This is a genomic window from Bulleidia sp. HCP3S3_C9 (assembly GCF_052064035.1).
Lineage (GTDB): Bacteria > Bacillota_I > Bacilli_A > Erysipelotrichales > Erysipelotrichaceae > Bulleidia.
In genome coordinates this window covers 1-14805 of record NZ_JBQHWJ010000005.1, presented here as the reverse complement: position 1 = coordinate 14805, position 14805 = coordinate 1, and the positions used below count along the sequence as shown (strand labels likewise).

Below are 14805 nucleotides of genomic sequence, written 5' to 3'. Positions count from 1 at the left end.
TAGCTGTAAGGTGGCATTCGATGAAAAGATTATGTTTTGGAACAGCGTTCAAAATATTATGTCAAGCTAAAGCAAATATAACAGACGAAAAGCTTTTGCATGCCCTCTACGCTGTTTATGGAGTTGACGGAACTTTAATTGGTAGCCAAACGACACATATTAAATCTGGTCACGATAATGTTCCAAGAGAATTGGTGGAAAAAGCAAAATGCTTGCCTTATCAAGAAGTAGAGATTTCATTTCAAGAAAAAGTTATACCACATCTTCGAAATGAAATGAAAAAACCTATAATTTTAGCGCTTCTTGATGTTCTACAAGAAGATAAAACCATAGATGATGAAGCGATAATTGGATATATTACAGGGTATGAGAAGAAAAAGCTGATATCTAGTGACGTGTTTAATTTTTCCTCATTTTTAACATCAGTTTTCTTTTATGCAATTGTTTTTACTTCAAATAAAGACTGTAAGAATTCTATTAAAGAAATAGATAAAGAATATGTTTCATCGTTTATACATAAAGGTGATAGCATCGATTTTGAAAGCACGGCTTCTTCTGATATAACTCCACTAAAAACCACATTAAACGATTCTACTTTTAATAGTATTTTTGAGAAAGTGTTTGAAATGCCTATTTCAAATTCATATAACACTTCTAACCTTCAAATTTACTCAGTTGACATTCTTAACAACACATTTCGTTTTAAATCGATGAAAGAATTTATAATACGAAATATAGCTGAATATGTAATGTCCAGACAAAGAATAAATAATGTAGACAAATATACAAAACTTACTGCAATTGGTGCTGATGCTGTATTGAAGTATATTAATGCTTCTAACGCTTCCTTAGATACAATTCTATCTGAAACCTTGCTGTATGTTTTCTTGGAAAAGGGTCTGATTGCCCCCAAAATAATGAGCAAAATAGAGATTAACGATATCAATGGAAAAAGTAAAAGCGATGGGGTTCATTTGTATAGATTCGATCGTTTGGGATTGCCGTTTCATCAAATTGTTTTCGGATCATCTAATATTGTTGGAGATATGAAATCGGCTATAGATAACATATTTGCAAAAGTTATCGAAATAAAAGAAAACGCCGATAACGAGCTACAGATGGTCGAGTCAACTATTAACGAAAAGTATTTTAGTCAAAATGAAATTGAATATTTGGTGAAAGTGTTGATTCCTCAAAAGGATAAAAGTATTTCCGCTGATTTAGCTTTTGGTTGTTTTGTTGGATATACCTTTGAAATGCCAACACAGGGTATGAGCAACGAAGAATTTAAAAGGTACGCTAAGAAAAAGATGGAGGAAGATATTATAAAAATTCAGCCTTATATTGCTGGAAAAATACTTGAAAAAGGTTTGTTAAATTATAGCTTTTATTTCTATATCTTACCATTTAATAATGCAGATAAAGAAAAAGAGACGATTGTCAAAGAAATAAGGGGAGGAAATTAATATGCAAATACCGAGAAAACACACCCTCTCTGAAGTCTTGTATAAAGATTTGCTAAATAATAGCTATTTGGTTGAAATATACCAAAATCTTTTGATGAATTATTCAATCAAACTTTTTGGCATTAATACCCCTATTATAGAAATTAATATTGATGATGCCCTTCGGTTTGCTGATTTGTTGTCGAAGTCCAATGACGCAAGTAGATATGAAGAACATCGACTATTGGGACAAGAAATTGCAATATTGTTGAATCTTATTTATCCGAACAACATTAAAATTAAATATTACCTTGGATCGATTTTATCTTCTCTTGGAAACTATCGAGGATTAAAAGCGAATGTTTTAGATGGTTTCAAAAGTATTGATTTACTTGACAGTATTTATTACGAATACGATATGGAAAATCATTTAATTCCAGGAAAGGAAAATGAATATTTTTTCCACGATCAAAAAGATGTTTATGACAATTTAGAGACTCAATATTTTAGCTATTCTGGTCCAACTTCAATGGGGAAATCATTTGTTGTTCAAACATATATAGAAGAACAAATTAAAAATGGTTCGATAAAGAATTACGCAATTTTGGTCCCTACGAAAGCATTAATTAACGAAGTAAAAAGCAATATTATTACTAATCTAAAAAATATGATGGTAAATAGAGATTATCGTGTAGTTAGTGCTGCAGGAGATATAGTTTTAAATCAAAAGCACCATTTCGTATTTGTTATGACTCCTGAAAGACTATTATATCTTTTAATAAATTATCCAAATATTAAAATTGATTTTCTATTTATTGATGAGGCTCATAAAATCTCTGATAGAGGTGGAAGAAGTGCTTACTACTATAAAGTTGTTGCACAAATAATTAATTCAAATCGGAATACAAAGATTATATTTGCTTCTCCTAATATTCCAAATCCAGAAATTTATTTTGATATCATCCCTGATATTAAGAATAAAACAATAAAGAAGATTGTTTCTAAATACAGTCCAGTGTGTCAATTTAAATATTATCTAGATTTAGAAAACCAACATTACTATGTATATGATAGTTATTCAAAACAACAAATACCATTAGAGTACAAATCGAGTGATAGAAGGTTAATTGATGTAGTAAAAACAATTGGGGGAAATTCTCAGAACTTAGTTTATTGCGCATCAAAAAGAAAAGTTTTGGAACTCGCTATAGAATATGCTAAAACATTACCTAATATTAATAATCCAAAATTAATAACTTTATCAAACGATGTAAAAAGTGATGTTCACGAGCAATGTTATCTTGCGGATCTTATTTTAAAGGGTGTTGCATATCACGTTGGATACCTACCTGCTAACATTAGATTAAGAATAGAAAAAAGTTTTGAAGATGGTGATTTAAAAACTATATTCTGTACTAGTACTTTAATTGAAGGAATAAATCTTCCTGCTGATAACTTGTTTATTTCAAGTTATAAAAATGGTCTTTCAAATATGAATGAAGTTGAATTCAAAAATTTGATTGGAAGAGTAGGAAGAATAAAATATAACCTTTATGGCAATGTTTTTTTAGTTCGAGATGATCATAAGTTATCTTCTGCAAAGTATATTAATTTATTACAACAAGATATTCCTAATCAATCATTACCTATTTCTAATAAGTCTAATAAAAAGTTAGTAAAAAATATTGTTAAGGATCTATCTGAAGGGGATTTAGAGCTTTCTAATGCACGTAAGATGGCGAAGGCAGAGAAAGATTATAGTGCAGCTAGAAATTTCTCTATGATTCTTACACGTGATATAGCTTTAGATTCTAATACACCTTTAAGACAATCTTTTATTAAAAATGGAGGATTAAATAAAGAACTTGAATTCAAAATAAAAAACAAATTTCCTGTAGATAAAACTAGTGATGATATTACATTGTCTTATGATCAAATTAGAAATTTGAGAAAAGCGATAGCTGATGGATTATCTTATCCAAAAATTACTAATGGCTTGATTGAATTTGATGAAGTTGTTCACTTTATGAAAAAATTAAGGCGAATTTTTAAATGGGAAATTTATGAACCTAATAGTTTAGGCAGAATTGGAAAAAACTCTAGTGATGGAGTTTTAAAGTGGTATTCTTTGCTGTTGATGAGATGGATTCAAGGATATGGTTTAAACCGTATAATTCACTACAGTCTAAAATTTAAGAATAATAATCCTGAATCTGGGGTTTGGATGGGATTTTCTAAACTCGCTGATTATTACGATGGCTCCAAATCTCATCAAAATTATGTTATCTCAGAGACATTAAGCGACATTGAAAACATCCTACTTTATAGTATTTCAAATTATTTTAGGCAATTTTCGATAGAGTATAAAAAATACTATAATATCGATCGATTCGATAACGATTGGTATGATTTCGTAGAATACGGAACAACAAATCCTCTAACTATGTTTCTGCAACAAGCGGGTTTTTCAAGACAAGTTTCCATTTATATCAAAGATAATAGAAATAAGTATTTGCTAGAAAGCGAAGAAGGAATACTTATAAAGAAAACCTTATTGGAATGTGGGAATATTGGTGTAGAAACAGAAGCGAATGATATACAATTCAATATGCCAGAACTTTTTGTAGATTGAGAGTAATGACTATATTTGACCTAACGCAAATAGAACGTTAGGTCTTTTTTTATTTCCCCTAAATTTTCCCCTATTTTTCCCTAGGGCTACCCCTAAATTTATGGACATGGACATCTTATACTGAAGGCATAAAGAAAGGAGGTCAAAATTATGGCTAAGAGTTGTAAACATACATCTGGGAAAGTCGCTAAAAAAGCCAGCGGAATTTTACGTGATGGTCGCTACGGAAAAGCGGCTAAATCCGTTGCTGGCAGTGCTTTGTCGCAAAGACAAAAACACAAACATTAATGGATGGAAGACAGGTATAGTCTTCTAATGATCACTCTCAAGTGATAGACAAGCAAAATTAAATATCTAAAGTCTGATTAGCTATAGGACTTGGGATACGAAAATAGCACAAAGTTACAAATCAAATTGTAACAGGTGCTGTTAAGGTACCCATTTTACCTCATGCTTTTTAGACACGGGTCGGTACCTTAATGGTGCCGGCCCTATTTTTATATTTCATTTCTTTAGCAGGTTCAGACGGAAAGGAAAAGCGAATGAACCTACTGAATTGTTTGAAATGTCTAATCGATAAATACCCATAACCTCACGGACTTTTGAACTGGTTTTGCTCAAAAGAAACGGAGGTAAGGAAATGAGTATTAATCAATCGATCAAGCAACAAGAAATATTATTTTCAAGTGAATGCAAAGTTATTGATTTGCGATTCGAATACATTGGCTATAACGGCGCTGAAAAGTATGCCATCGTTACCGATTTAACTAAAGAAGAATTATTGGATAGATATCCAGATGTTATTTGCCGATATACCCCATTTATTCATCTCTCAATAACACACGGTGAAGTTATTCGTGAATTTCATAGAAATGAGGATAAATTTCAAAAACGCGACAAGCGAAATCACGATCTATATGGCTATGAAGAAGGGATATCAGAACGTTCAAATTCTAAGCTTGTAGATATATACGAAGATCCAGTTCAATTGTCCATACGTGAAGAATACGAAATAGCAGTTGAACACATTCGCCAATGCAATATTTTAAAGGTTAAAAAAACACTATCTTTGATGAAACCAATTCAAAGGGATAGGCTGATCAAATCAGTCGTAAAAGGGATGAGTTCTAGAGAAATTGCAAAAGAAGAGGGTGTTAATTACAGCACGGTTGATAAATCAATAAGTGCTGCAAAAAAGAATTTTAAAAAATACTTCGAAAGCCTCTAAAAGGGTGTGCATTTTAGTGGTGCTTGTCTAAATAGGTGAAGGGAATAATATGCTCCGACATGCGCTCCCTTCCTACATATAAAACAGAAAGGAAAGGATTCAATGAAGAAGAATAAAATTATGCGTGGAGATCTTTTCTATTACGACTTCGGAGAAAGAGAAGGATCGATTCAATCAGGTATTCGCCCTGTACTGGTTGTTCAAGCTGATGAATTTAATGCTAATGCGCCGACTATCATTGTCGCATCTATTACAACCGTATTAAAGAAACGCTATTTACCATCACACATTATATTGGGACAAGAATTTGGATTAAAAAAGCCTTCTATGGTGCTATTGGAACAAATACAAACAGTAAATAAAAAAGGTCTTCTTGAGTATATTGGAACAATAGATGATGAACGTCTGATGAAGCGGATTAATAACACGCTGAAGAAAACCTTTGGCTTTTGGTTCTATAAAGAAATTGATAAAGATACTATTCGTTGCCTTTGCCCAAAATGCTTAAAGGACTATATGAGCACGAATAATTATGTTATACGACGGCTCGATCCTTTTGCTAAAAGAAAGTCAAAATGCGATAAATGTGGAAGACTTGGGTGGCAGTATACAGTTATAGAAAAAGCAAGGAAATAATAAGTAATTTGTCAAGTATGCGATCGCTTAAATCGCACAATTGTCCACTTAGCACATAGATTTTAAAATGTGGTCGAAAGGACGAAAGGTGGTGATTTGAGAAGATCCTAGGAAGGAGAACACGGTGGAACAAAGAAAGATGCTAAATGCAAAACAAGTAGCTGAAATGCTAGATATTTCAAATTCATATGCTTATAAGATTATTGATCAACTTAACGATGAACTAAGAAAAGCTGGTTATTTAACTATTCCAGGTAAAGTGGATTCGTTGTATTTGATGAAGAGGTATTTTCCAAGTGAAGAGAAGATATATGTAGATAAAGGAGGATAATATGCCACAGTATAAATATCCGGTATCAAAAGGATTTAAATGGTTGACGAAATTTAACTATGTTGATCCAATTGATGGAAAAACAAAATCAAAACTTAAAAGAGGTTTCGATAGTAAAAGAGATGCTAAAAAGTTTGAAGAGGATTTTATAGAAAGCTTAACGATACCAGAAGAAAACAATGAAGCAATAATTAAAACTTTCGGTGATGTTTTTCAAGAATATCTGACGTCGCATAAACATTCTGATATTAAGGAGTCTACACTGGAAACTAAATTTAACATCTTCAATAAACATATATTTCCTGTATTTGAAGATATGCCAATTGATGAAATAAATGAAGATATCATTGCCGAATGGCAAGAAGGAATAAAAGAAACTGTACAACCAAATGGTAAGCCATTCTCTCAAGCTTATCTTCGAACGATCCAGTGTCAATTTAACTCCGTTATTAATTACGCAAAAGATAAAGGATATCTAACTACAAATCCTTTGGTTGATATTAAGAATATGGGTTCAAAAGGAATACGGGTTCAATTTTGGACATTAGAAGAATATGAGAAATTTGCTTACCACGCAATGAACTATCCAAGATATTACTACGCATATGAAATCCTATATTGGTGTGGATTAAGAGTTGGTGAACTATTGGCTTTAACTCAAGAAGATATTGATTTTGAAGAAGGAGCCATAAATATCACTAAAACCTATCATCATATGAATGGAGAAGATGTTATAACTTCTCCTAAAACTCCGAGTTCTTTTAGAAAAGTAAGTATGCCAGCATTTCTGGTTGATGAAATTAAAGAATATATTGAGCAGTTGTATAATCCAAAGCCTGACGAAAGAATATTTAAATTCAGACGACATCAATTAAACAAAAATCTTGATTACATTATTGATCAATATAAGTTAAAGAAAATAACCATCCACGGATTAAGGCATTCTCACGTATCTCTTTTGATCAGCAGGAAATACGATATATTCGAAGTGTCTAAAAGAATCGGACACAAATCGATTGTTACAACACAGAATATTTACGGCCATTTATTTGATGGCGTACAAAAAACTATTGCTAACGACTTAGATAAAATGAGAAGAGGTGTATAAAATGTCTAAAAGGAACCAAGATAATCATAATCGTTTTCGGTCGAAAACCATTGCATTTAGGGTATCACCAGAAGAAGATGAGCAATTAAACATTGCTGTATCTCTAACAGGGATGACAAAGCAAGACTTCATTATCAGTAAGCTTCTTGATAGAACAATCAATGTACAAGCTAATTGTAAAGTACATAGAGCAGTATTTGATCGGCTAAGCGAAGTTTTGGAAGAATTGCACAGGCTCGAGTCTTCGAATGATATTGATGATGAGCTAATGGATAATATTGCGCTCATATTAGCTGTGGCTAATGGTTTATATTATCCTAAGGAAGAAACGAAAAATGGACTGGTATAACCTAAACAGTCTCGTAACAATTATGTTGCGAGGCTTAATTTAATGGCGCTGGGATTGATGCTGCGTGTCTGGTAAAATTAATATATAAGATACGAAACAGATTTTGAATCAATATAAGTGAAAAGGAGGTTGAAATACCTATGAACAATAGTGAATTAAAGGAATTAGTATTGTCCTTAATGGAACGAGGAAAAGAGGGAGAATACTGGGACTTTAAGCAAGAATGGCACGATGATATAGCTGATTTACTAAAGGATATTATATGTTTAGCTAATACTGTGCATAGCAAGGATTGCTATATTATCTTTGGTGTCGCTGATGATTTAACAGTTACTGGAATGGCTAAAGACAGAAGAAAGCAATCGGATATTATTGATGCAATATCGAAATTAGTTTTTGCTGGAGATATATATCCTAAAATTGAACTTACAACGGTTAACATCGATGGTGAAGATGTTGACATTTTAAAGATTTTCGATGTTGAGAAGACGCCAATTTATTTAAAAAAGCCTTACGGAAAAATGAGACAAGGCTGTATCTACACAAGAGTTGGTGATAAAAATACGCCAGATAACGGTAATGCCGATATGACGGATATAGAAAATCTTTGGCGAAAAAGATTTGGCTTAACGAAGTCCAAGCTGGAATATATTTATGATCATTTAGCTAATAAAATAGAATGGAATGAATTCGAGGAATCATTCTATAACATTTACTATCCAGAACTAACAATAGAAATTAAAAGAGACGAGAATAATGATCGTATGGCTCCAGAATTCTATGCGTTTGCAATGCCGAATCATAGCACCTCTTATGAAATTCTTGATATTAAGTGTCACCAAACGCTTTTAGAATCATACCAGATTGTAGTTCTAGATAGTGGAAGACTATTTGTCCCTACTCCCATATGGGGAGATGTAATTCGTGAAAGAAATGGTTTTAATAAAAAATACAGCTACAAATATTATGAGAAAGATAGCTTAAGGTATAAGATCTTTCAATTTTTATACGACCAAGAGAATGGAGATCACAGATACGCATTGATGCATTATCAAGAAGTTGTTTTGTTTTATGAATCAGAAAAAGAAAGAATAGAATTCGAAACCTATATAAATGAGAATAGAGAGAAATTTGAAGAACGCCGTAAAGAGCTTGATAGGAAATTTATAATTGATTTAGCTGATAAAACTTTAGATAAAGGTGTTTATATGGAGCGACTAAGAACTGGATATGTTTTATCTGAAATGTACAAAGAATGGCGATTTGAAAATTCTCTTAAAAACATCTAAGCCGATTGGAACTATTCTTTTTGGATAAATGATACAGATATTGATACGAAAAATTTGATAAATAAAATAATGAGTGGATAATTTACAGAAAATAGCCTTAAATCCTTATGATTTATACCATAAATAAGGTAAAAAATAAGGAAGGTAAGGAGTTCGAATAGTACCCAAAGTGCTTAAAACCGCTAATATTAGCGGTTTTTTTGATGTCTATAGCTTCCGTGAAAACATTTTGAAAACATTTGGATGAATTTTTGTGTTTTCAGAGCAAAAAATCAGTCAATTTTGGACTATTTTTGCCCTCCGTGAAAACATTTTGACCTGTTTTTTGCCAAAAGGTACCCGGTGGCTTAGACGTTGGTATTTTTGGACCCTGAAGCAAACCGTGGCTTAGAGGTTCACACCTCCAAGCCACCAGGAACATTTGCCTTATTTATCAGTTAAACAGCTCAATAATCACATGAAAATCATAGATACGAATAAAAAAACTTGATTTCTGCATTCGAGAATCTATGTAGAAACATAAAAAATAGCCATTTTTGATCTGAAATCAGATGAAAATGACTAAATTCTTACACATGAAGAATGGTTCCTAATCACAAAAATTTGCCTTATTTAAGCCATTTTCACGTTGTACTATTCTCATGTGAAAACATTTTTGAAAACAAAATTACGGTTTTACGATTGTTTTGTCCTTTGAACGCATTGCCAGGATCATTTCTAATACCCAAACCATCATTTCCTCATCATCGGAATCAATAGATGTTCCATATAGATTAGCAAAGTGGACGAGTTCATCATGAAGACTTCTGAATACAAACGGACTTCCATAAACAACTATCTCCTTGCCAAGAATCGAGTTGATTATGTAATCCTGTTTTGTTAGTCCTGATAACAAAACACGACGTTTTAGAAGTTTGGCTTCCTCTTCGGACACACGGAAGGAAATAATCTTGTTTCTGAATCTTCCTTTCTGATCTACATTCTTCTTACTCATTGAAAGCACCTCCTCTGAAATCAGTAAGCTTATCAGCAATTGCCTTGTCTTTGGAAGGGAACATATGAGCATAACGATAGGTGATCTTTACGCTTTCATGGCCAACACGGTTGGCAATATCAACAGCAGAGAATCCCATCTCAATAAGCAGCGATACATGTGAGTGTCTAAGATCATGGATACGAATCCTTTTGACTCCGGTTTCCCTGCATCCTCTGTCCATTTCATGGTGCATGCCGGATTTAGTAACTGTAAAGATTCGGTTATTTGGTTTAAGCTCGTATTGCCTGGATAAATAGTCTTCCATTTCATCTGCCAGGAAATCTGGCATCTGGACAACACGGTTACTTTTGATGGTTTTAGGATCTGTTATTACATCCTCGCCTTTGATACGTTGATAGCTTTTGTTGATCCGAACGGTTTTCTTGTTAAAATCAAAATCAGAAGGCGTTAATGCCAGCATTTCGCCAAGTCTTAATCCGCACCAGTAAAGCATTTCAAATGCCTGGAAGATTCCATCCTTTTTCATCATGGCTTTGGAGAAGATCATGTATTCCTCTTTGGTCCAAAACTGCATTTCACCATTTGTTTCCTTTCCCATATTGCCGGCAACTCTAGCAGGGTTGCTGCTCAAGCCATAATAGCGGACGGCATAATTGAAAATTGCACTCAGTTGGTTATGCAGTGTTTTTAGATAGGTGGGGGAAAACTCCTTATCCGTTTTGGTAGTTTGCTTCATCATCTCATTCTGCCAGCTGATTACATCGGTTGGCGTTATCTCGCAAAGCTTCTTGTTCTTGAAATAGGGCAGTATCTTCTTTTCAATGATTGCTACTTTCGTCTGAAGTGTATTTTCCTTCAATCTTTTTTCCATTGAATCCATATAGATTTCAACAAAGCTTCCAAAAGTCATTGATAGACTGTTATCTTTCTTTTCAGAAAATTCAACTTCATAACGCTTGGCTTCAACCTTGGACTTGAATCCTCTTTTAGTTGTGGTCCTAAGCTTGCCCGTCCAGTCCTTATAGCGAGTAACGACATACCAGGTTCCTCTTGATTTATCCTTATATACCGGCATCTGAATCTCCATCCTTTCCAAAGAATCTTTCATAGAAATAAGGATAGATAACTCTTCCACGCACATACATGTAACCTTTCTGCGCAAGCTCTTCATTCAGCTGCTGAATCAGCCTATATGCAGCAGACTTGGATAATCCGGTAAGTTCCATGATTTCTTTTGCATCTACGAATCTGTTTTTGTTTTTATCCATCTGGTTATCCTCCTTTCCTTTGTTATAGGCTTTTAATAAAAAAGAATCCCAACTGCAAAAGTGGGATTTGTACCTATGATTTTTGTCTATGTATATTCTTTAGACCGAGTGATATTTTGATCTTGTGATCGATGATGTGCATATGTCCTTTTGAAATATGGCAGATCTTCTTTAGCAGCCTGGACTTATCGATGACCTTAATCTGTTCGCAAAGAACCATGGATCGATGTTTGAGGCCAATGCCTTCCGGAAGAATGTAATGAGTTGGAAGATGGGCTTTTGATTCAATTTTGGAAGATAGACAGGCAACAATGGTTGTAGGACTATGCTTGTTTCCACAGTTGTTCTGGATAATAACGACCGGTCTAACAAAAGCCTGTTCAGATCCGGTTGCATCACTTAGATTAGCAAGAAAAACATCTCCTCGTTTTACTTTGAACATAAATGTTTCAGCTCCTTCATATGTAAAGCCAGGCTGTTGAACCTGGCTGATAGTTTAAATACATTATTCATCTTGTTTTCTATTTATCCCTGATAACCCGAAAACGATAGGGAATCCTGCTAAAGTAGATGGTTGTCAGCCATCAGTCATGGGAGTTTCACCCACGCATCTTACGTGTGCGCTCATCGCTGAAAGTATCATTATCCTGCATGCTGTCATGGCACAGTTGACTGCTGCTGATCATTCTGAAGTATCATCGCTCTTACCATATATTATTTATAGGCTGTATATGGTAGTCATTGCGCATCATTGATCTAGCTCGGGCATACAGGTTTTGGTTTTAACAGTTGTTATCCTATTTTCAAAGATCATGGGGAATAAAGGAAATTCTTATCCCTTCACCCTAATAGGCCATGAAATGAATGATTATTGGACAACAAATTAAAAAAAACGATCTTTTATTGATCGTCTTGTAAAGAATTTGCACCTGCTTCATATCCAATCTTGATTCCCTCTTTGAAACCAGCTTGATATGATTTCAGTATTTCATCACATAGTATTGAAATCATTTCTTCCCGTTTCCCTTAGTTAAAGATATTGTTGGGTATCTCAAGATGTGTCATTCGATTTTGCCGATAAAGCGGTAGAAGATTTCCACTTCCTGTTCCCGGCTTCCGTCCTCACTTTTGACCGCTTCATGGACAAGGATTTTTTCAATCAGCGTATTCAGAAGTTCAGCCGTCAATTCTGTGGGATTGACATACTGTTTCATCAGACCTATCCACTTTTCAGCGTCAACCGCTGTCTGGGCGGCGGTCTCCATCGCTTCGTGAAGCCGTTCAATTTTTACGTCCAATTCTCGCTGTTCGCCCTGATACTTTTCGGACAGCATATTGAAATTGTATTCTGTAATGCGTCCGGCAGACCAGTCCTCATACATTTTTGCAAACAGGGTGTCTACTTCTGCTTTGCGCTTTTCCGCCTTTTTCAGTTCGGCTGTCTGCCGCTTCCTTGCAGTATTGCGTTCCTTGTCGCTGGCGTTAAGTAGCCGTTTCAGAAGTTTGTCCCCATCCTGCTGTGCCAGCACAGACCAGTATTGCAGACGGGAAAGGACATAGGCGTAAAGCACATCATAGCGGATATAGTGCATGGAACACTGGTGCAATCCTTGCCCGTACTTGCTACAATGGTAGTGGGCATAGGGATTTTTGTTCTGGCTGTTCATACCATAGGCCAGCGACCAGCCGCAGTCCGCACATTTTACCAGCCCGGAAAATATCTGTGTTGTGCCGTTCTTCTGCCGTCTGCGCCTGTTGCAAATCTGCTCCTGTACTTGACGGAACACATCTTCGGAAATAATCGCTTCGTGGGTGTTCTCCACACGATACCATTCCTCTTTTGGCTTGCGTACTTTCTTCTTGTTTTTGAATGAAATGTTGGTCTGCTTATTGTGGACGCTGTGTCCGATATAGGTTTCCTCTTTCAGAATACTTTTCACCTGCGCTATCGTCCACGCATAGGCTTTTTCCTCCGGCGCTCCGGCATAGATATTTGCGAAAGTGCCGTATCTCTGGAAATTCAGCCAGCCGGGAGTAGGTACTTTTTCTTCGACCAAAATCCGTGTAATGCTGGCGGCTCCCCGGCCATGAACGGCAAGGTCAAAAATCTTTTCGATAATCCACCTTGTTTCCGGGTCAATCAGAAGATGGCCTTTCTTATCTGGGTCTTTGACATAGCCAAGCGGAGCATAGGCTCCATAGTGTGCGCCATTTGCGAACCGTGTCCGCATGGCCGCCTTTACCTTTTTGCTGGTCTGGCGGGCGTGCATTTCATTCAGAATGTTGAGGAATGGGGCAAGCTCATTCTCTCCGTTGATTGGCGTACTCTCACACATTTGACAATCGAAGCTGATGTTTTAATAGGAATGTATTAAAGGGCGTATTGATATTTAATATTCCCATTTATTGAGCAGAACGGAGTAAACCAAACACCCTAATCAAAAGGACAGCCGAGGAAATCGACTGTCCTTTTTCTATGCCGACAGGTAGAAAGGAGTGACCACCCATGACGAAACCGAGAGAAAAAAACGCGAGGAATTGCAAGCCGAGATTGAGGACGGGAAGAAGAAAATCCGGCAGCTTGAAAATCGGGAAAAGGTGTTGCGGCAAAAGTTATCCCAAGAGGAACGCAGGACGCGCAGCCATCGGTTGATCGTCCGGGGTGCGGTCTTTGAGAGCATTGTGCCAGAAGCAAAGACCATGACCGACGAAGAAGCCGCCGCCTTTCTCCGGCTTGCCCTGACGAGCGAGGAAGCGCGGGGAAATATATAACTCGTCGCTTACCTTTTTGCGGCTCTCGCCGTATTCATTTCTCGCGGCTTTTATAGCTGCCCCGAAAGCCTTAAAGTCGTACAATGGTACGGGTCTTTTTGCCATTTTCATTCACCCTGTTACATTTTACAGTTCACCTTTCTTTTTGGATATGTCCACACAATTCATATCATTAGGTTAAATACTTCCTGTTGTGTATTGACAGTAGACTGATTTTCTGATAAAATAAAATTTATGTAAAAAGAGGCGGCGTTTATGTTGTATAGCATGCGTATTAGATAAGCATTGAAAAAAAGGATTTTCCCATTTTCAACATGGGCTTTTTTGTCATGCTTATTTTGCGGATGCTATACAAAAAACTAACGACGTATAGATATAGTATAGACATAGTGCAAGCTATGCCTTAGTTTTGTTGTACTGCTCTGTGCATTATAAATGCAGGTCAATGCTCATGTTGAGGAATGTCCGATTTGTAACGGAAAGACGAGAGTTCAAGTATTTCATAATACTGTATTAAAAGATTTTCCTCTTTTCTGCCCTAAATGCAAATTGACGCATATCATTGATGTAGAAAAATTAGAGATTGTAATCAAAAATACAGAAAAACAAACTTTTATTATTTAGAAGAAAGGATTTAACTATAAGGAAGTCAAGTAATAAATGAAAGAAATTGGGGAATGTTAACAAATCCAGCAGGTTCCCAAACAGATCTTTGAAATTGTGAATAAAGTACTATTAAAACAACTACAG

16 protein-coding genes are annotated in these 14805 nt (G+C 35.3%); 11 read left to right on the top strand and 5 right to left on the bottom strand.

What is annotated here, in order from left to right; all coding sequences use genetic code 11:
- The first annotated feature begins 20 nt into the window (after window positions 1-20).
- From ACTND6_RS01955 to ACTND6_RS01915, 9 genes are all read left to right on the top strand, one after another.
- Window positions 21-1466, top strand: a complete 1446-nt coding sequence (locus ACTND6_RS01955) for a HamA C-terminal domain-containing protein (RefSeq protein ID WP_441021565.1) — start codon at window positions 21-23, stop codon at window positions 1464-1466.
- A gap of 1 nt (window position 1467) precedes the next feature.
- Complete coding sequence (locus tag ACTND6_RS01950) at window positions 1468-4077, top strand: DEAD/DEAH box helicase (RefSeq protein ID WP_441021567.1); 2610 nt, start codon at window positions 1468-1470, stop codon at window positions 4075-4077.
- Window positions 4078-4227: 150 nt separating this feature from the next.
- Window positions 4228-4365, top strand: a complete 138-nt coding sequence (locus ACTND6_RS01945) for a hypothetical protein (protein WP_244343680.1) — start codon at window positions 4228-4230, stop codon at window positions 4363-4365.
- Window positions 4366-4717: 352 nt separating this feature from the next.
- The gene (locus ACTND6_RS01940; RefSeq protein ID WP_441021569.1) at window positions 4718-5305 is read left to right on the top strand and encodes a sigma factor-like helix-turn-helix DNA-binding protein; all 588 of its coding nucleotides are present in this window, start codon (window positions 4718-4720) and stop codon (window positions 5303-5305) included.
- A gap of 102 nt (window positions 5306-5407) precedes the next feature.
- The gene (locus ACTND6_RS01935; protein WP_441021571.1) at window positions 5408-5941 is read left to right on the top strand and encodes a type II toxin-antitoxin system PemK/MazF family toxin; all 534 of its coding nucleotides are present in this window, start codon (window positions 5408-5410) and stop codon (window positions 5939-5941) included.
- 124 nt (window positions 5942-6065) lie between these two features.
- Window positions 6066-6272 (top strand): DNA-binding protein, encoded by a 207-nt coding sequence (locus ACTND6_RS01930; protein ID WP_244343686.1) that lies wholly within the window; start codon window positions 6066-6068, stop codon window positions 6270-6272.
- Between the two features lies 1 nt (window position 6273).
- Window positions 6274-7380, top strand: a complete 1107-nt coding sequence (locus tag ACTND6_RS01925; protein ID WP_441021573.1) for a tyrosine-type recombinase/integrase — start codon at window positions 6274-6276, stop codon at window positions 7378-7380.
- Between the two features lies 1 nt (window position 7381).
- Complete coding sequence (locus ACTND6_RS01920) at window positions 7382-7729, top strand: plasmid mobilization protein (RefSeq protein WP_441021575.1); 348 nt, start codon at window positions 7382-7384, stop codon at window positions 7727-7729.
- A gap of 140 nt (window positions 7730-7869) precedes the next feature.
- Complete coding sequence (locus ACTND6_RS01915; RefSeq protein WP_441021577.1) at window positions 7870-9018, top strand: AlbA family DNA-binding domain-containing protein; 1149 nt, start codon at window positions 7870-7872, stop codon at window positions 9016-9018.
- Between the two features lie 667 nt (window positions 9019-9685).
- Here the strand turns inward: ACTND6_RS01915 and ACTND6_RS01910 are convergent.
- From ACTND6_RS01910 to ACTND6_RS01890, 5 genes are all read right to left on the bottom strand, one after another.
- On the bottom strand, window positions 9686-10012 hold the full coding sequence (locus ACTND6_RS01910; protein ID WP_441021579.1) for a plasmid mobilization protein: 327 nt from the start codon (window positions 10010-10012) through the stop codon (window positions 9686-9688).
- Complete coding sequence (locus tag ACTND6_RS01905; protein ID WP_441021581.1) at window positions 10005-11090, bottom strand: tyrosine-type recombinase/integrase; 1086 nt, start codon at window positions 11088-11090, stop codon at window positions 10005-10007. The genes ACTND6_RS01910 and ACTND6_RS01905 overlap by 8 nt, the downstream gene beginning before the upstream one ends.
- Window positions 11077-11283: a helix-turn-helix transcriptional regulator gene (locus ACTND6_RS01900; protein WP_154459559.1), complete on the bottom strand. Its 207-nt coding sequence runs from the start codon at window positions 11281-11283 to the stop codon at window positions 11077-11079. The genes ACTND6_RS01905 and ACTND6_RS01900 overlap by 14 nt, the downstream gene beginning before the upstream one ends.
- A 73-nt stretch (window positions 11284-11356) precedes the next feature.
- Entirely contained in the window at window positions 11357-11725 is a 369-nt protein-coding gene (locus ACTND6_RS01895) for a type II toxin-antitoxin system PemK/MazF family toxin (RefSeq protein ID WP_154459558.1), read from the bottom strand.
- A 619-nt stretch (window positions 11726-12344) separates the two neighbouring features.
- Entirely contained in the window at window positions 12345-13619 is a 1275-nt protein-coding gene (locus ACTND6_RS01890; RefSeq protein ID WP_441021584.1) for a DUF4368 domain-containing protein, read from the bottom strand.
- A gap of 160 nt (window positions 13620-13779) precedes the next feature.
- Between ACTND6_RS01890 and ACTND6_RS01885 the strand changes: the two genes are divergently transcribed.
- Both ACTND6_RS01885 and ACTND6_RS01880 read left to right on the top strand, forming a co-directional pair.
- Window positions 13780-14055 (top strand): DUF3847 domain-containing protein, encoded by a 276-nt coding sequence (locus ACTND6_RS01885; protein WP_441021586.1) that lies wholly within the window; start codon window positions 13780-13782, stop codon window positions 14053-14055.
- 435 nt (window positions 14056-14490) lie between these two features.
- On the top strand, window positions 14491-14679 hold the full coding sequence (locus ACTND6_RS01880) for a cysteine-rich KTR domain-containing protein (protein ID WP_441021588.1): 189 nt from the start codon (window positions 14491-14493) through the stop codon (window positions 14677-14679).
- Window positions 14680-14805 lie beyond the last annotated feature (126 nt).

Coding starts and splice junctions, on each gene's coding strand:
- ACTND6_RS01905 (WP_441021581.1), bottom strand. CDS start 11,090: ATGCCGGTATATAAGGATAAATCAAGAGGAACCTGGTATGTCGTTACT.
- ACTND6_RS01915 (WP_441021577.1), top strand. CDS start 7,870: ATGAACAATAGTGAATTAAAGGAATTAGTATTGTCCTTAATGGAACGA.
- ACTND6_RS01940 (WP_441021569.1), top strand. CDS start 4,718: ATGAGTATTAATCAATCGATCAAGCAACAAGAAATATTATTTTCAAGT.
- ACTND6_RS01880 (WP_441021588.1), top strand. CDS start 14,491: ATGCAGGTCAATGCTCATGTTGAGGAATGTCCGATTTGTAACGGAAAG.
- ACTND6_RS01925 (WP_441021573.1), top strand. CDS start 6,274: ATGCCACAGTATAAATATCCGGTATCAAAAGGATTTAAATGGTTGACG.
- ACTND6_RS01945 (WP_244343680.1), top strand. CDS start 4,228: ATGGCTAAGAGTTGTAAACATACATCTGGGAAAGTCGCTAAAAAAGCC.
- ACTND6_RS01910 (WP_441021579.1), bottom strand. CDS start 10,012: ATGAGTAAGAAGAATGTAGATCAGAAAGGAAGATTCAGAAACAAGATT.
- ACTND6_RS01920 (WP_441021575.1), top strand. CDS start 7,382: ATGTCTAAAAGGAACCAAGATAATCATAATCGTTTTCGGTCGAAAACC.
- ACTND6_RS01890 (WP_441021584.1), bottom strand. CDS start 13,619: ATGTGTGAGAGTACGCCAATCAACGGAGAGAATGAGCTTGCCCCATTC.
- ACTND6_RS01895 (WP_154459558.1), bottom strand. CDS start 11,725: ATGTTCAAAGTAAAACGAGGAGATGTTTTTCTTGCTAATCTAAGTGAT.
- ACTND6_RS01900 (WP_154459559.1), bottom strand. CDS start 11,283: ATGGATAAAAACAAAAACAGATTCGTAGATGCAAAAGAAATCATGGAA.
- ACTND6_RS01950 (WP_441021567.1), top strand. CDS start 1,468: ATGCAAATACCGAGAAAACACACCCTCTCTGAAGTCTTGTATAAAGAT.
- ACTND6_RS01955 (WP_441021565.1), top strand. CDS start 21: ATGAAAAGATTATGTTTTGGAACAGCGTTCAAAATATTATGTCAAGCT.
- ACTND6_RS01935 (WP_441021571.1), top strand. CDS start 5,408: ATGAAGAAGAATAAAATTATGCGTGGAGATCTTTTCTATTACGACTTC.